We start from the raw sequence: 15,548 nt of genomic DNA on the forward strand, positions 1-15,548 counted from the left end.
CGATCAGCGGGCGGGGCGGGGGCGCCGAGGCTACCCAATACGTCTGCTCGTGCGGGGCGGTTGTGCCATGGGTTCGCGTGGCGTAAGCGGTGCGCCTTGTGGCGCATGGATTGCCGACGCAACGATGCGCGGATTCGCGTAGCCCCCTGCTGTCGGAATCGGAGTTGTTGTAGTGGATGTCGTACTCTTGTCCATCCCCTGTTGCTGAAGGACGCACCGTCCGATGGAATACCAGCTCGTCATCAAGTTCTGGAGAAAGTCGCTCGACGACGAAGCGTTCCTGGCCACGCTCGAGGCCGAGCTGAAGACGGCACTGGGCAGCGCCGCCACGCTGGATGGCTACGACGTCAGCGCGAAGGAGATCAACCTCTTCATGTTCACCGCCGACGCGCGTCCCGCATTCCGGCGTGCGAAGGACGTGCTGGAGCGGCTGGGTGTACTGCACAGCGTTTCGGCCGCCTACCGGCTGGTCGGCGGCGCGCAGTTCACCTCGGTCTGGCCGACGCGCATGGCGCGCAAGTTCACGTTGCCCTGAGCCAGCGGGCCCTCGGCGTGGCGAGGGTGCTGCGCCATCTTCGTCGTCTTCTACGCTGGCGAGGTGAGTGTGAGGATGCAGGCGAGCAGGGCGTCGGTCTGAACCGGCTGCATCTGCGCCGCAGGGTCGCTCAGCATCTGAAGCCAGAATCCATCGGCGGCCAGCCTCGCGGCCCGTTGTCTTGGATCCAGACGTTCTGAGGGTGCGTTTTCCAACCGCTGTGCGAGCCATTCGCGCCAGAGACCGGCGAAGGCGGGCTCGACAAGTGCGGTCAAGGAGAATCGGGCCCAACTGCGGTCGGGCGACGTCATGGCCTCGAAGGTGGCGGTGACGTAAGCCCGGGTGAATCGGCCCGCCTCCACCGCATCCCGCGCCATGCAGGCATCGAGCTCACTGCCGAAGCGCAGCAGGCATTCTGCATACGCGGCGTCCAGAAGCACCTGGCGGCTGGGGAAGTGATGGAACAAGGCGCCCTTGCTCACCCCTGCGCGTGCCGCGACCCCGAGCACGGTCACGCTGGCCAGGCCGCCCAGCACCGCTTCCTGGATCACGGCGTCCAGCAGAGCGGCGCGCACGAGGGCCGGCTGTCGGCGTCGCTTGAGGTCGGCGTTCAATGGGCAGCCGCCTTCGAGAACGCGTTGATCATGACAACGCCTGCGACAATCAGGCCGACGCCGGTGATGGCCTGCCAGTCCAGCGACTGCTTGAACACGGTCACGCTGATGATCAAGGTGAGCACGATCCCCACACCGCCCCAGAGCGCGTAGGCAATACCCAGCGGCAGGCTCTTCAGCGCATGGCTGAGCAGGTAGAACGAGAGTCCGTACAGCAGCGCCATCGTGACGGTGGGCCCAAGCCGGGTGAACTGCTCCGTCTTCTGCAGCAGCATCGTTGCGGTGACTTCAGACGCGATGGCACCGGAGAGGAAGAGATAGGCAGTGAAGAGGGGGGACATGGTTGCGCTCGCATTAGATACCGACCGGACGGTATGTTGCGGCATCAAGCGCTGATCGGCCATGAAGACTTTTGAGGACCAGGGGCGCAGTGGCGGCGTGGGCGCCGGAAAGCAAAAAGCCCGGGAACCCTCTGTGAGGATTCCCGGGCCGCATTTCGGCGTGCTTAGGACGATCGCAGCTTGATTTGCCGACTTTGCCCGACGAACTTGACAGGGGTGCCTCTGCTCGTCGCTAGGGTCACCGCTTGAAGGGCCTTCTCCAGGCTGGCGTTTTGCAGCCGAACCACGTCAGACCGCACTGCTTTTGATGCCTTGGCGGCTTTAGATGCGTTCGTAGCCATGGAATCCTCCCTGGTCAGCCGCCGGACGGGCAATCACGCGAAGCGCAAGGCCGGCAAGCCCTGGTGCACGGAAGTATCGTTCAATTCGACTATACCATCCCTCCAGAGAGGCTCCTGGGCGTACATCCGCACTGTCCGAACCAATGCGTCCTGAAACTGCCAACTGGTGAAGGGCTTCGGAAGCAGCCTCTGCCCTTTATCGAAGGGATCATTGACGGCATCCGTGGTCTGAGCAGAGCATTGGATGAGCTGACTAAAAGAGAGATAGACCTCACCAAATGGCCTACTGCGGACTTGGACCTGGCTGCCAGGGTCGCAATAGCAATGGAATCGACTAGGCGCTTTCAGAGCGATGCTGAGATTTTCGTTGACCCACCACTCGATCCATTGGGTGCGAATGACGCTGTTCGTCGCGGAGGTTCTTGGGAAAGCGATCCACGACGTTGAGGCAGCCAATGAAGCAGTGACCGTCGCGTCGAGGGGACTGAGGCGTAAGCGGCGGCACCGAATCTTCTGGTAGCTTCGCCGATCTCATGCGCCACATCGCAGAGCGGTTTTGTTTCGGCGCGACACACTTGGTCGCATGGCTGGCCGACGCGGAGCGCTGTCGATCCCCAAGGAGCATTTATGGGAACCAGTGCTCAGTTCTGAGAAGCAAGGCTAAAGAAGACCGGAAGGTGGCCGACAATCGACTTTTCGCTAGGGAAATTTTGAACATGCCTTGTTTCTCACATTCTCAGCTTCCGTACTGCCTTCAGAAGACCACGGACGGCAAATGGCTAACCCTTAACAGGAAGTACAAGCCCGTAGGAACAACCTCTCTCGACTGGGTCGATTACAACGCCCACCCCAATCGGATCGAGATTGACGACGGTGCGCTGCAGAAAATCAAGGGACTTTCTCCATGTGTCTACCCCGACACCCACGCTGAGCCAGGAACGATCTACTTGTTCGCTGACGCACCCACACCGCTGGGCTCGGACGAAGAATGGGAGAGCTACACGAAGATGCTAAAAATCCTAGCGGTGGCTACCACCGACAGCTGAGCAATGGGCGCTTGTCAGCGGACGTTGATGATCTCTAGCTGGCGTCGCGCGGCTTACGCAGGTGATCGCGGGGGATCTGCATAGTTGTTGTTTTTATTGATCTTCCGCGACCATGGTATGGTCGGGGTCAGTAACCGGAGCGCCTCTCCACAAGGAATTCATGCTCGCGCGCGAAGTCTAAGCCCGGTCCCTTCAGTCGGTAGGAGGGGCGGTACACGTAGTTCTGCCGATCGCTCACCCAGTCGGTGGCGGTCAATACCTCTAGGGCTTGTCGAACATCGGCGCGAGCTTCATGAGGGCCAACGCCGTTGACCACCTGGTCTAAGTGCACCCACTCATCGTCAAAGTCCCTGAGAACGCGGACGCAGGCGATCTGCAGCTCCGTGGGTTTGAAGGGCTCTCTGGCAATCAAGGGAGTTTTCATTGGCGCTGGTGCTGGCGCCGGTGTAGACAACTGCCTGGGCTTTACCGAGGTCCACTTCATCCAGAGCTTGTGTAAACCGAAGCCCGCGGGTCCGCCGGTGAAGAAGGTCCACGCAAATGCCCATGGATATCTGGAAATCAGTGGCCAATATTTTTCCAGGCTATCAATGTCCATTGCAGAATTCTGCGCTGTTGTCTGGGAGGGGCCAAATATTGGCACGCGACTCCGTACGCCAAGCCATGCAAATTCCGTGGTCTCTTATTGCTGAGAACCCTTAATTATGGTGGCGGGGATGGAATCGAACCGCCGACACGGGGACTTTCAATGCCGTTGTCAGGCGTGTGGCCGCTACAGGCTGCCCAGTGGCTTCGGAAGAGCCATTTGGGGTCCGGGGATGGCATTGTGCGTCTGGATGTGTGACTGCCCAACGGTAGCCTCGCCGAGCCGGAACAGGATTGGCTCGATTTCTGGTCGATCAAATGCAACGAACGGCATATTCCAGAACAAGCTGTGACTCGTGGTGCCGTTGCCGACCGGAAAGCTCGTATTTTGACCAATTCCTGTGTAAATGTTTAGGACGCTCCCTGCAAGCAACCAGGATGGGCCAAGCCAAAAAAGCCGGTCGGCAATCGGGACATAGGCTCCGGACACGTCTCGGTAGCCGAGCATCAACCCAACATTTGCGGTGTACGAATCCATGGTTGCCCGGACAACGATGCGCTCTTGATTCGGCAGGCCCCGAGCTAGGACGCTATCGATTGAAAGGTCTATGAGGGGAGCCATGCCAATAATCATTGATGTTCACCCAAGCCAAGAATTCGAAGTACTTTCGGGAAAAATCCCACAATGGCCGCGAGGGATCCAAACCCAATTAGGCCGGCACCGGCTAGTGTCTTATCGTTGAGTAATTGATAACCAATTGGGATCAAAAAGGCAGCGGTGCCGAGGGCAAGTGTTGTCAACTGCCGTTCGCTCTTTCGCATTTGGTTAAGTCGAAGTAATTCCGCTTCTAGTTTTATTATTTCGCCCTCTTTGCGGGCAAGGGCTTCGCGCGTCTCACTCAGTTTGTCGCGTGCTGAATCCTTCTCGTTTCCGAGACGCTCTGCCACGTCCTTCAGCTCGCGATTCCGAGTCTCCAATTGGTGGAAGAGCGCGGGGACCAAGGCGTTAAGGCGGGCGTCGCCCAGCCCTCGGCCTTGCCTGGTGAGATCCACAAGAGTAGGCGCCATGGCCTCATGGAATGGCGGGCTGGGCACAGGTGTGGGCACCGGCGCCCTTTTTTGCAGGGTCCCTGAGCCATCTTTCGTTGGTGGTAACAGTTCCTCGTCGCTCATGCCCCCTCCCTGACCACCGAAGCTTACATCAGACGCCCTCGGCGGAAGGATGAAGGGCGGTGGGGCGGTCGACAGAAGTGCTTCGGCCCTCCCGCAGTTGTTCGAGACGATCGGCCCATGCCTGCATCATCCGCGTCCGCTCCACTAAGTGGGCTATGCGGTTGTAAATTCGGCCATAGGGGTCTATCCACGAGAAGACGTCGTTTCCCATCTGGGCAACGACCTTCACAGACTAATTGGACACCGAGTCACGCTTGGCCAGCCACTCCAGCGCCGTGATCTCGAAGGTGTCCGCTCCCAGCTCGGCCTTGGCTTGAGCTGCTGCCTTCCGGTGTACTCCGGGGTCGATTCTGCGGGCGAGCAGCTGTCGGGCGTCTTCGCGCGGCTGACGCGCCAGAGCAAGCGGGATGTCTGGGTCCCGCTCCGAAACCCTCTCCGATATCCATGCCTCGACCTCCGATTCGACCCACCGAACCGACGTCCCGAGGGTGACCGGTTTGGGGAAGGTTCCAGCCGAAATGCGCTAGAGGGTGGACTTGGACAGGCCACCCCGGTTCATGACCTCTGCGCGGCGCAGCAGGCGGCGCGGGGCAATGGGCTGCGCGTTGGTGCTCATGTTGTCTCCTTCGCCGCGGCTTGCGGCTGATTCTTTGGCGTGGTGGGGCAAGGGGCGTGCGCGGCGCGCGCTGCGGCAGCGGCCAGGTGTCGCTGGGGCGTGTCAGCCACTGGCCGCTCGGCCTTCGCCTGGCATGGTCAAGCGCAGCTGGATGACGTTGTCCGCCGGTGCCGCGATCTCCAGCATCACTTTGCGCGGAGCCCGCGCCGGCCGGTTGATACGACGCCGTTCGGCAAGTGCCAGGGCAGGCTCCGCGTGCTTGCTGCTGGCGCGGCAGCGGCATTCAACGAAGTTTCCGACGCCGCCCTGATCGTGGATGTGGCGCGCGCTGTGCCCGTCGGCACACGTGGGCAAGCCCTCGGGGTGGCTGATGTGTCGCTGAGTCATGCTCGGATCTCCGGGTAGCAGTCCATGTAGGCGCCGATCACTTCGGCTGCGCCTTGCGGGACGATGGCATCGCCGTAGGCGCGCAGGCGTCCCGCGCGGCCGGGAATCCCATGAGCCAGCAGGGGAATTCCGGGTTCAATCCGACGCCCTTTGGCGTCGTGGCCGGTGATCCGTATGGCGGAACTCCAGAAGTCATCGCCACCGCCTGATTCAACGGGACGCCCGTGTCGTGCTCCCTCGGCGGTCGATAGCCGCGACGTGCATCTGCGGCTGTCGGCGTCGGCCATAGCCGCGCCTTCCGAGCGATCCAGAACACCTGCCGCGGCAAGAGGTCCAGCCTGCTCGCGCCATCCTTCCGCGGCGCGAAGGACATGCCCAAACTGTCCTTGTGGTCGGGAGGGGGCGTGGGAAGTGGTGGGAGAAGGGCTGATTTGCAACACGTAGATGTGAATAGGGGCGAGATGTTTCCTGTCGGTTTCACTCTGGAATGAGACTGTTCAGCTTCATAAAATGATCTTCAGGATGATGTATCGCGCCAAAAAAGTGACACCCGGCCGCGGGTAGGCATCCCTTTACTCTGGACCACGGTGGTGTCACGATGCGCGTACTTGGCCACGGGGACGACCAAGTGCGCATTAGAAGTTCCCCTTATTTGGATACACGGGAGACTCGCCATGAATGGTCTGAATCAAAACACCGGCGACTGCTAAAGCGCTAGACCAGGGCCCCGAAAGGGGCCCTTCCTACATACAGGGGTGTGTGCATGGACGCGAGTAAAAATACTGTACTTGAACATATCAGCATTCGTATGCGGATCGCGTACGGCGTGTTGGCGCTGTTCGTTGCGATGTGTGTTGGCCTGGAGCTGAGTGATCAGTCGGTATACGAACAGTACAAGGCCTTCATCATTGCTATAGCAGGCGCTTTCTTTGTTGGAACGTCGGCGTTAGCCGTGCATCGTTGCGCCTGTTGCGGCCCGCGCAGTATCGGCCAAGTGTGCTTCTACTCGATATTTCTGTTGATAGTGACCCTGGTAATTCTTTATTGGGTCTACTTCTTGGCGGTCGGGCCAATACTTCCGAAGGATTCTGACAAGACGCCTTATGGTTTGGACAAGCTGCTCAACGTACCTCCGGTAGTAGCCGCAATTTGGGCCGCAGGAGTGGGTTGGTACATCCATTTCCAAGCCACCGCTAAGGGGCACAGGACCAACAATGCTCTGTCGCTATTGATGCAGACGCGGACTAGTAAAGAATTTCTACAGCGCACAGAGACAGTTGCTTTGGTTTTCCCGCATGGGGTTGCGGTTCCTGCGGATATTGCGGGTTCTACGCTTTCAACGTTGGGTGCGCTTCAAGCGCAGCTGGCGGCTGCAACAGTTGACGCAATCCCGGCATTGAACAAAAAGATCCGCGATGTTGAGGGTGTGGTGGCGCTGCGATACATGCTGAACTTTTACGAATTCATGGCAGTTGGTATCGAGAAAAATGATCTGGATGATCATTTGCTTTACGATACGCTGGGAATTCACGTTCCATCTATTTTTCGACGTGGCACTGAGGTCGTTGCGGCTGCGCGCGGGCGTGGTGGCGCCGATGTCTTGGCATTCTCCAGTCTTGAGCCACTCGTGGTCCGATGGGAGCGGCAGGCCCTGAAAGAGACCCATGCAAGAGAGGCTAGCAGGTCCAGTCCGCCTGGTTGACGATTTTGGCCCAGGGTTCCATTCCAGAACTTTCAGAGCGATTCGCATGAGCCCGTCTGCTGTTTTGCGCAGAGTAGCCAGTGCCCTTGATCAACTGGCAATCGGCAATCTGGAGGCCGCGTTAGTCCAGATCGTCCCGGCATTAGACATTAGTGCCAAGCGGCGCAGACCTTCCGTCAGTAAGGTGGGGGAGCGCATGCGAGGATGGTTCAGGGATATGGAAGGCGTCATCACAGCGCTCGGGATGGGCGTAACGCTCATCAATGTTCGGGTCGATGGATTAACCGTTTCCGACGCGCTCTATAAGTTCCTGCGGAATGGAACTGCACACGATGGTGAGCTTGATCCCAGATTGAAGCTTAACGACCATGCGCAAGTGCGAATCGGATCTTCTTGGGAGCTACCGGAGGCTGTAGTCTCAGCTTTAGTGGTGGCAGTTATCGTGGCGAAGGAGAATCGTCACGAACGGCTCGACCGCGCAGATGGACTGCATCTTATGGGAAATTCGTATCAGGTTGACGCGCTTTGGGGGCAAGAGGACATGGTTCGTGGCATGATCCTCGGGCGTCTAGCACCGGGCGGGAATCCGCCGGCGTCACCGCCCTGACGCAAAGCCATCCGTGCAATCCCAAGGGAAAAAGGGCGCGCATTCCTGAGAACCCTTAAATCATGCTGGCAGAGGACGGAATCGAACCGCCGCCCCGGGCATTATCGAACCTCTCGGTCCCTCCTGGCCAAGGCGGACTGGCTAGTCAGCGAGCATTCCCCGAGGGTCTTGAGGGTGTATTCGGGGATGGACGTGGATCTCCACCTGTTCAGAGCCTCTCCGCAGCCACATGCAAAGGAGTCGTCGTCCTTGGCCGGGGCATTGAATGTCCTGACGGAGTAGATAGCCGCGCAGTGCTGGCACTGCTCGTCGCCTGACGTCTGCCAACTCCAAGTCTTGCCCATGATGCCCCCTCGCCTGTTTGGGGTAAGCATAGTGCTCCGCAATCGCGGGAAACAGCAGTCTTTTCCCGAGGATTGGAGATGCCCGTTTGCTCAAATTGGGGGGCAGATGAACCCTAAGTCATTGATATGTAAGGCTCTGGTTCCGAGCGTCCCAGGTTGCTGAAGCAGCTTCAACTACTTAGGGGCGCAGATCGCCCCATGTTGGTGCTTCTGTTGACATTCCGGCATCTGGCGACGGAGTTGCTTTGTGCGAGTTATGGCCCTGAAGCTTTTCCGGCGGCCCCGAAGGTCTTGCGCAACTTGTCTTTGTTGTCCTCCAAGTGCTTCGCCAGGTTGCCGAGATAGGAGGCATGCCCCATTAGCTTAGGAAGCTCTTCGCGGATATGCACTTATTCCATGATCCGAAATTCCGAATCCGCGTCGGGGTCACCTGGTCCAACATAGTGCCCCCCTACTGGGGGTTTGTGGTTGAGGCTCGTAGAAAGGAACATGAGCGCATCATGGCCCTTCACTCGACGGCCGGCCCAGTGAGCGAAGGTGTGCCGGATTTGATGATGCATATCGAGGGTAGCGGCGACCTTGGCAACACCTTCGCTGATTTCCTTCTTACCTGGCCAAGCCTTAGCGCCTGACGCGAGATGCTCAATCACGGTCTTGTCGGGAAGCTTGCGGATCTCAACAGACTTTTTCGCCACGATGGCTTGCATTGCCAGCAGCACTCGGCGCGCCTCGAAGTCAGCAACACAGAAGGCTTGGATGAAACGCCCCAGGAGCAGGTAATCCTCTTCCTGAAGCGGCTCGGTGTCGCGTTGAACGCTTTTGACGGAAGCGTAGATTGCTTCCAGGCGAGCTTGCTGCACAGGATCCATTGTCAACTCCGTAGGCGGCGCGTCAGGGTCAAGGCAAATCACAAGCTGAGCATCCGACATTCGAGTGAACTTTGCCACTGCGCCACCAATGTTGGCTCACGGGACATTGGTGAGGAGGCCTATGCGTTGGACGTCAGGTCGTTCCTTGCATTGGCCGGAGTCGTGCAAATTCCGTGCAACCGACAAAAGAAAAAGGGCTCGCATTGCTGTGAACCCTTAAAAAATGTTGGCCAAGGACGGAATCGAACCGCCGACACGGGGATTTTCAATCCGACCCTCGCCGACCGTTTCGCGCAAGCCAGCCGTGTTTCTTCAGCCTATGAGTTCTCAAGTAGAAATCGCTTTAAAGCACTTGATCCCATAGTGAGATGATCCCATCCTTGCCCTCAGAATCTTGATCGGAGGGAGTCCGGCGTCTCTTCGTTCTGCCAGGATGTGTTCAAGTTGAGGCCACTCTTCGGTCGGGAATTTGCACCCCAGTATGATCGCCGTTAGCGCCCTCGGTGCGACGCCAAGTTCCCGCTTGCTAACCCCTGCAATAGCGATTCGGTACTCGTTTTCGTACTCCCAGTTGCTTCCTTTCCGAAGCATCACGGCCCGTAACTCAGGGGCGGGAAAGCTTGGCCAGTGAACAATAGGGTACTCATCGGAGTACTCGACGGGAATTGCGGTCGCGAATATGCCCGGATCTAATGACGTGCGGAACTGTAGGCAAATGCCGCGATGGGACCGGGCGTAGTGGGCCCACATCAAGAGATTTTTTGGATGGGGAGTAAGGCACGTAACCCCGTGCAAGGCGCGGTCCCTACCTAGCCTCTCATTGTCCAAAACCTTTTCTAGGTTCAGCATTGCTTTGGAGACTCTTATCTTGGTTTCCGCCTTGCTGATTCCGCGCTCCCTTTTAACGGCGCGACCCATCCTCTCGAGTTCCCGTCGCACTGCCACCCGGTCGGCATCGGGCTCTACGCTGAACTTTATATCAAATGGATCGTTGAAATCCTCAGGGGAGCTTAGCCAGAGATTTGACGAGACAATGATTGAGCGTAGGTTTCGCAAGGATTTGGGATCTTCACGACTGATGCCCATGTACTTATACAAATGTCGTGGACCCTTAAACCATCGACGCGTGACATGACCGGGCGAGGTCTCGGCAGCCCTTCGGAGCCTGAGTTGCGCAAGGTTCGGACCGGGGTCTTGCAGTGCGGGTTGAGGAAATGCTTGGTTCTTCATGCGTCGTCCTTGAGAGCTATTTCCTCAATGTATCAAACCAAGGAGGATCACTGGCTTGTATTCTTGAAGGGGCCGGGTTTTGATCGGTGGTTACAGGAAGCTCACACTTGGACGGCGACTATGCTGCTCGGCTAAGCGGCAGCTGCAGCACTCGACCAGTGCGTAATTGTTCGAGGTAGTCCGCCCACTCCTGCATCATCCGCACTCTCTCCGCCATGTGCGTAGTCCGGTTGTAGGCCCGGCCGTTCGGATCTTTGACCGCGTGCGCCAGCTGGTGCTCGATGATGTCTGGCCGAAAGCCGAGGGCCTCATCCAGTAGCGTGCGCGCGGTCGCGCGGAACCCGTGCCCGGTGACGGTGTCCTTATCGAATCCCATGACGCGCAGCGCGGCCAGTACGGCCACCTCCGACATTGGCCGCTTGTCGGTACGCCCGCCGGGGAATACGTACTGCCCTTGGCCAGTCCAGGCGTGCAGCTCGCGCAGCACCGCCACAGCCTGAGTTGCCAACGGCACGTTGTGTGCCTGTCGCGTCTTCATGCGCGCGGCAGGGGTGCTCCATAGGCCAGCGTCCAGATCGACCTCAGTCCACTCCGCCTGCCGCAGCTCGCCGGGGCGGACGAACACCATGGGCGCCTTGAGCGCGGCCTGGACGACGGGCGTGCCGTGATAGGCGTGCAGGGCACGCAGCAGGCCACCCAGCTGCACGGGATCCACCACTGCGGCATGGTTCTTCTCTGGTGGCGGGATCAGGGCGCCGCGCAGGTCGGCGACAGGGTCCCGTTCTGCCCGGTCAGTCGCCACGGCGTACCGCATGACCTGTCCGCAGTTCTGCATGATCCGGTGGGCGGACTCGTAGGCGTCCCGCGCCTCCATCCGGCGGGCGACCTGCAGGAAGTCCGAGGCCTTCAGCTCGGCAGCGCTCTTGGCGCCGATGAAGGGGAGCACGTCCTTCTCGAACCATGCGGCGACCTTCTTCTCGTAGTTCGGCACCCAGGGCCGACCGGCTAGCCATTCGCGCGCGATGACCTCGAAGCTGCCGATGGTATCGGCAGCCCTCGTCGCTGCCGCCGCTTTCCGCTGCTCGCTGGGGTCGACGCCGCTGGCCAGCAGTCGGCGGGCGTCCTCGCGGGCCTCCCGCCGACTGCTGGCCAGGCTCACGTCCGGGTAAAGGCCCAGTGTCAGCAACTTCTCCTTGCCGGCAATGCGGTACTTCCAGCGCCAGCTCTTGGCGCCGGCAATGGTGATGAGGAGGAACAAGCCGCCGCCGTCCGCAAGCTTTTGTGGCTTATCGGACGGCTTGGCGCGACGGATGGCAGCGTCGGTCAATGGCATGGGGGTATCGGGTTTTCGGTAGGGCGGATACCTCCAGATATACCCCCAGCGTCTCATTGGCTGCAACGGAACAGCCCGGACAACCCCAGACAACAAAAAAGCCGGAACCCCTTGTTTGACGGGAGGTTCCGGCTTTCTGTGGTCCTTGTGGGACCGTCTAATGGTGGAGGTGGGCTCTATCGCATTCGGCTCGGAAACCTTTACGCAGCAATGGTTGCGGGGCTTCCGGAAACGCCTGTACCCCCAGCCGTACCCCCGGATTCAACCGCATGGTCCCGCTCAGACACTAAGGCCAGAATCCAGGCTTCGACCTCCGATTCGACCCACCGAACCGACGACCCAAGGGCGACCGGTTTGGGGAAGGTTCCGGCCGAAATGCGCGAATAGAGGGTCGATTTCGATAGGCCGACCCGGTCCATCACCTCGGCACGGCGCAGAAGGCGGCGGGGGGGGATGGGCTGGACGTTGGTGCTCATGATGTGTCCTTCGCCGCAGTGGGCGGCTGTTTCTTTGGCAAGGTGAGGCGACGCAGTTGAGTTGTTTGGCCGGCGGGTTCAGCCGCTAGCTGCCCGGCCTTCGCTTGGCATCTGCAGGCGCAGCTGAATCACGTTGTCCGCCGGGGCATCGATCAACGGAAGAACCTTGCGCGCGCTGCGGACGGGGCGGTTGATCCGGCGCCACTCGGCCAAGGCCTGGGCGGGGTCCGCGTGCTTGCTCGTGGCACGGCACCGGCATTCGACCAAGTGGCCGCCGCCGGCGGACAGGCCGCGCGGGTCGTGGATGTGGCGCGCGCTGTGCCCGGCGGCACACTGCGGCAGGCTCTCGGGGTGGCTGATGTGTCGTTGTGTCATTGCGCAGCCTCGGAATGCTTCTGAAATGCGGGTCTCGCCCATTGCTCATCAAACGACGGCGGCGCAGACTCACTCTTTCTGCCCGCAAGGCCGAACCCGTGGCACGCCAAATAGCTCCAGAGTCGCTTCACCGCGTGGATCTCACCGTAGAGGGAACTGGGTACTCGGCCACCATCTGGCGCGGTGGCGCCGCACAGTGGCGCCTTCTGTCTGTGGAAATCGATGGCGCGGGGAACTACGAGCCAGATAGAGCGGACCACGAGTCTTGCCGCAGCGCACTGGATGCAGCTGAAGGGGTCGTCAGGGTCTGGCTTTCGATGAGTCGAAGCTGAGGCCGCGAGTGCCCAGGTGAGTGGAGGCTGCTGTCGCTGGATATCGAGCGCCGCGCCACCCTGAAAGTGAGCAGGGCGGGCTTTGCGTCTTGCCGTGCGGCGCGTCAAGGGGCCGAGAAGCTTGCACTGGCAAGCATTAAGGTCGGCGGCAGCGCAGGCGCAGACGCCGCACAGGATCGATTGCGCCACGAATACTGAATTGATCAGGTTCCGCTCTTCACAGGAATCTTCGTCGTAGGTAGAGTTCGCTCGCCCATTCAGTTCTGGACCCAGATGACCGCCCCTAGCGACAGTGACACTCTCCGCAGCAGCATCCGTGGCTATGCCTTTGTCCTGACCGTCGTCGAGTTGGAGGACGCGTTGTTTGAGTACAGGGCGGAGATCGAAGGTCAGGCGTTGTGGGTAGGGAAGCACTCCCCCATACGCTCGAAGGGTGATGCATTGCAGCTCGGGTTGGCGGCCGTTGAGGAATCCATTGCAGCGCTTCCTGAAAAGCGCGGATAGAAGGTCAACCATGTGGCGCACCGTTCGGTAGCTGGGCGCGCAGGTCGCGAGGCGGTGCGACGTTGGCCGGCGTGATGGGTTCGCTGTGTCCGGGGCAACCGCCGCCGGTGTAGTCGAATCCCTCGCACGCCGTCGCCAGCGGGATGACTTCATGGCCTTTCGCCAGGTGGTCCAGCAGTACGTCCTTTGCCTCGTCGGCCGTCAGGCGGCGCCCGGTCTGGCTGTTGCTGAACATGCTTCCCAGCTCGCGGCGGCTGGAACTCTTCAGGCTGCCCCGGACGCTGAGCGCGACGTGGAAGGTTGTGTCAGCCACGGGCCACCCGGCCTTCGCACGGCATCGTCAGGCGCAGCTGGATCACGTTGTCGGCCGGCGGCGCGATCTTCGGCGGCACCCTGCGCGGCGCCCGCGCCGGCCGGTTGATACGACGCCACTCGGCCAGTGCCAAGACAGGCGCCGCGTGCTTGCTGCTAGCGCGGCAGCGGCAGTCGATGAAGTGTCCGCCCCCGGCGGCGAGGCCACGCAGATCGTGGATATGGCGCGCGCTGTGCCCGTCGGCACACGTGGGCAAGCCCTCGGGGTGGCTGATGTGTCGCTGAGTCATGCTCGGATCTCCGGGTAGCAGTCCATGTATGCGCCGATCACTTCGGCTGCGACTTGCGGGACGATGGCATTGCCGTAGGCGCGCAGGCGTCCCACACGGGCAGGAACCCCATGAGCCAGCAAACGAATGCTGGGTTCAAAGCGCCGGGACTGCCCGTCGTGACCGATGATTCGCTCTGCGCCGCTCCAAGCGCTGCGGGCCGCTCGCGAGCTATCCAGTAGACCTGTCGTGGGACCAGGTCCATGCGGCCCGCCCCGTCCTTCCTGGGTGCGAAGGACATTCCCGCCGAATCCTTGTGGTCCCGCGTCGTTGGCGTTGGCCACATCGCCCGTGCGGTCTCCAATCGGGCTTGAATTGCCAACCCGATCTCCCGGCCAGCTGCAATCCGCTTGTCGATTCCTGGAAGGTGGCAATCCAGCTTCGTCCCGTCGCTCGCCAGAGGCGTGCGCCAAAAACCAGAGCCGGTCGCGCCGGTGGGGCGCGTCGACGGCACAAGCCGGGACAACGGTCGCCCCGCAGGCGTAGTCGATTCCTTCCATGTCAGCGAACACTCCGTCGATCCAGTCCTTGCCAACCGCCGCCGCAACCTGCTCTCCCATGAGGACAGCGGGCCGGCGGGCACGGGCGAGCCGGAAAAGGTGGGGCCACAGGTGCCGATCGTCAGCCTGGGCTTTGCCCTTGCCCGCGACGGAGAACGGCTGGCAGGGTGCCGAGCCGGTCCACAGCTCGCGATCATCGGGCCACCCAGCAAGTCGGGCTGCGAGGGGCCATCCGCCGATGCCGGCGAAGAAGTGACACTGCCGGTATCCGGCGAGGTCATCGGGTTGAACATCGGTAATGCTCCTGGTGTCGACGTCGCCAGCGGGGATCAGCCCCTCGGCGATCAGGTTGCGCAGCCATTGCGCGGCGAAGGGGTCCCGCTCGCTGTAGTAATTCACCCGACTATTCCTCACCGGCAGAACATGTGAGCATCAAGCAATTCCCAAGCAAGGAGAGCGATGTGGATCGACGGCAAAGAAGGGTGAAGCGTGGAAAGGCGTACAAGCTGATAAAGACAATCTGCGAGGGATTACTCGCGGTTATGTCGATCGCCGGTGGTCCAGCAATTGTCTTGCTCGCGTTTGACCCTGCAACGAATTTTGTGCCGTACGCGTCACGCAACATCGTAATTGCGGCCTTAGTCTTGGCTGGTGGGATTCTGCCGATGATCCCAGTCGTTTCATTCGTATTTGGCACTTGTCCGAAAAAACTCGGAGATGGCGCGGGCGCCGTCCGTATTGCATCCGTTTTTGTCGTGGCTTGCGCCTGCATATTCTTGAACTCTGCTGCGCTGGATTGGCATGATGGAAGGGCTGCTGAATCCCGCGAAAATGACCGACGCATCGAAGATGGAAAACGCGCGCAGTCGACAGCTGAAAAGACAGAACTTCGAGAGTTGATCGAAGCGGCAGTGGCAGCCAGGTGTGGACGTCCCTGAGGGGCGCCATAGCCAACGCCATCGCGCGCTGTAGCAACATTGGGACGGAGTTGAAGCGG

The 15,548-nt window shown here is 60.4% G+C and carries 22 protein-coding genes; 6 read left to right on the forward strand and 16 right to left on the reverse strand.

Going from position 1 to position 15,548, the window contains the following annotated elements; genetic code table 11:
* Positions 1-223: 223 nt before the first annotated feature.
* Complete coding sequence (locus AC3ITN_RS07935; RefSeq protein ID WP_313344122.1) at positions 224-535, forward strand: hypothetical protein; 312 nt, start codon at positions 224-226, stop codon at positions 533-535.
* A 50-nt stretch (positions 536-585) separates the two neighbouring features.
* Here AC3ITN_RS07935 and AC3ITN_RS07940 read toward each other — a convergent pair whose 3' ends face one another.
* Together AC3ITN_RS07940 and AC3ITN_RS07945 are read right to left on the reverse strand one after the other, a co-directional pair.
* The gene (locus AC3ITN_RS07940) at positions 586-1,149 is read right to left on the reverse strand and encodes a TetR/AcrR family transcriptional regulator (RefSeq protein ID WP_489392570.1); all 564 of its coding nucleotides are present in this window, start codon (positions 1,147-1,149) and stop codon (positions 586-588) included.
* Positions 1,146-1,490, reverse strand: coding sequence for a DMT family transporter (locus AC3ITN_RS07945; protein ID WP_489392571.1), 345 nt, complete (start codon positions 1,488-1,490; stop codon positions 1,146-1,148). Before AC3ITN_RS07945 ends, AC3ITN_RS07940 begins: the two co-directional genes overlap by 4 nt.
* Positions 1,491-2,508: 1,018 nt before the next feature.
* On the opposite strand from AC3ITN_RS07945, the gene AC3ITN_RS07950 reads away from it, so the two are divergent.
* Complete coding sequence (locus tag AC3ITN_RS07950; protein ID WP_489392572.1) at positions 2,509-2,877, forward strand: hypothetical protein; 369 nt, start codon at positions 2,509-2,511, stop codon at positions 2,875-2,877.
* 127 nt (positions 2,878-3,004) lie between these two features.
* Here the strand turns inward: AC3ITN_RS07950 and AC3ITN_RS07955 are convergent, their stop codons facing one another.
* From AC3ITN_RS07955 to AC3ITN_RS07980, 6 genes are all read right to left on the reverse strand, one after another.
* The gene (locus AC3ITN_RS07955; RefSeq protein ID WP_489392573.1) at positions 3,005-3,475 is read right to left on the reverse strand and encodes a hypothetical protein; all 471 of its coding nucleotides are present in this window, start codon (positions 3,473-3,475) and stop codon (positions 3,005-3,007) included.
* 174 nt (positions 3,476-3,649) lie between these two features.
* Positions 3,650-4,084 (reverse strand): hypothetical protein, encoded by a 435-nt coding sequence (locus AC3ITN_RS07960; RefSeq protein ID WP_489392574.1) that lies wholly within the window; start codon positions 4,082-4,084, stop codon positions 3,650-3,652.
* Positions 4,085-4,092: 8 nt separating this feature from the next.
* Positions 4,093-4,635, reverse strand: coding sequence for a hypothetical protein (locus AC3ITN_RS07965; protein ID WP_489392575.1), 543 nt, complete (start codon positions 4,633-4,635; stop codon positions 4,093-4,095).
* A gap of 232 nt (positions 4,636-4,867) precedes the next feature.
* The gene (locus tag AC3ITN_RS07970) at positions 4,868-5,155 is read right to left on the reverse strand and encodes a helix-turn-helix transcriptional regulator (protein ID WP_489392893.1); all 288 of its coding nucleotides are present in this window, start codon (positions 5,153-5,155) and stop codon (positions 4,868-4,870) included.
* Positions 5,156-5,353: 198 nt separating this feature from the next.
* Positions 5,354-5,638 (reverse strand): hypothetical protein, encoded by a 285-nt coding sequence (locus AC3ITN_RS07975; protein WP_489392576.1) that lies wholly within the window; start codon positions 5,636-5,638, stop codon positions 5,354-5,356.
* The gene (locus AC3ITN_RS07980; RefSeq protein ID WP_489392577.1) at positions 5,635-5,925 is read right to left on the reverse strand and encodes a hypothetical protein; all 291 of its coding nucleotides are present in this window, start codon (positions 5,923-5,925) and stop codon (positions 5,635-5,637) included. The genes AC3ITN_RS07975 and AC3ITN_RS07980 overlap by 4 nt, the downstream gene beginning before the upstream one ends.
* A 476-nt stretch (positions 5,926-6,401) precedes the next feature.
* On the opposite strand from AC3ITN_RS07980, the gene AC3ITN_RS07985 reads away from it, so the two are divergent.
* Positions 6,402-7,340 carry a DUF4760 domain-containing protein gene (locus AC3ITN_RS07985; protein ID WP_489392578.1) on the forward strand — a complete coding sequence of 313 codons (939 nt, stop codon included), beginning with the start codon at positions 6,402-6,404 and terminating at the stop codon, positions 7,338-7,340.
* A gap of 46 nt (positions 7,341-7,386) precedes the next feature.
* Positions 7,387-7,947, forward strand: coding sequence for a hypothetical protein (locus AC3ITN_RS07990; protein WP_489392579.1), 561 nt, complete (start codon positions 7,387-7,389; stop codon positions 7,945-7,947).
* 733 nt (positions 7,948-8,680) lie between these two features.
* Here AC3ITN_RS07990 and AC3ITN_RS07995 read toward each other — a convergent pair.
* The 5 genes from AC3ITN_RS07995 to AC3ITN_RS08015 form a co-directional block, all read right to left on the reverse strand.
* Complete coding sequence (locus AC3ITN_RS07995) at positions 8,681-9,160, reverse strand: hypothetical protein (RefSeq protein ID WP_489392580.1); 480 nt, start codon at positions 9,158-9,160, stop codon at positions 8,681-8,683.
* 327 nt (positions 9,161-9,487) lie between these two features.
* A complete protein-coding gene (locus AC3ITN_RS08000) occupies positions 9,488-10,390 on the reverse strand; it encodes a DUF2971 domain-containing protein (protein ID WP_489392581.1) in 903 nt (300 codons plus the stop codon).
* Positions 10,391-10,508: 118 nt separating this feature from the next.
* Positions 10,509-11,780, reverse strand: a complete 1,272-nt coding sequence (locus AC3ITN_RS08005) for a tyrosine-type recombinase/integrase (RefSeq protein WP_489392582.1) — start codon at positions 11,778-11,780, stop codon at positions 10,509-10,511.
* Positions 11,781-11,923: 143 nt separating this feature from the next.
* Positions 11,924-12,199 carry a helix-turn-helix transcriptional regulator gene (locus AC3ITN_RS08010; protein ID WP_489392583.1) on the reverse strand — a complete coding sequence of 92 codons (276 nt, stop codon included), beginning with the start codon at positions 12,197-12,199 and terminating at the stop codon, positions 11,924-11,926.
* A 78-nt stretch (positions 12,200-12,277) separates the two neighbouring features.
* The gene (locus AC3ITN_RS08015) at positions 12,278-12,574 is read right to left on the reverse strand and encodes a hypothetical protein (RefSeq protein ID WP_489392894.1); all 297 of its coding nucleotides are present in this window, start codon (positions 12,572-12,574) and stop codon (positions 12,278-12,280) included.
* A 605-nt stretch (positions 12,575-13,179) separates the two neighbouring features.
* Here AC3ITN_RS08015 and AC3ITN_RS08020 point away from each other — a divergent pair.
* Complete coding sequence (locus AC3ITN_RS08020) at positions 13,180-13,410, forward strand: hypothetical protein (protein ID WP_489392584.1); 231 nt, start codon at positions 13,180-13,182, stop codon at positions 13,408-13,410.
* Between the two features lie 4 nt (positions 13,411-13,414).
* Here AC3ITN_RS08020 and AC3ITN_RS08025 read toward each other — a convergent pair whose 3' ends face one another.
* Genes AC3ITN_RS08025 through AC3ITN_RS08035 form a run of 3 tightly spaced genes read right to left on the reverse strand, consistent with a single transcriptional unit; the run spans position 13,415 to position 14,950 of the window.
* Positions 13,415-13,723, reverse strand: coding sequence for a hypothetical protein (locus tag AC3ITN_RS08025; protein WP_489392585.1), 309 nt, complete (start codon positions 13,721-13,723; stop codon positions 13,415-13,417).
* Entirely contained in the window at positions 13,716-14,012 is a 297-nt protein-coding gene (locus tag AC3ITN_RS08030) for a hypothetical protein (RefSeq protein WP_489392586.1), read from the reverse strand. Before AC3ITN_RS08030 ends, AC3ITN_RS08025 begins: the two co-directional genes overlap by 8 nt.
* Positions 14,009-14,950 (reverse strand): DNA cytosine methyltransferase, encoded by a 942-nt coding sequence (locus tag AC3ITN_RS08035; RefSeq protein WP_489392587.1) that lies wholly within the window; start codon positions 14,948-14,950, stop codon positions 14,009-14,011. The genes AC3ITN_RS08030 and AC3ITN_RS08035 overlap by 4 nt, the downstream gene beginning before the upstream one ends.
* 26 nt (positions 14,951-14,976) lie before the next feature.
* On the opposite strand from AC3ITN_RS08035, the gene AC3ITN_RS08040 reads away from it, so the two are divergent.
* Positions 14,977-15,489 (forward strand): hypothetical protein, encoded by a 513-nt coding sequence (locus tag AC3ITN_RS08040; RefSeq protein ID WP_489392588.1) that lies wholly within the window; start codon positions 14,977-14,979, stop codon positions 15,487-15,489.
* Positions 15,490-15,548: the final 59 nt, after the last annotated feature.

The organism is Stenotrophomonas sp. KH_036_B, assembly GCF_057839485.1.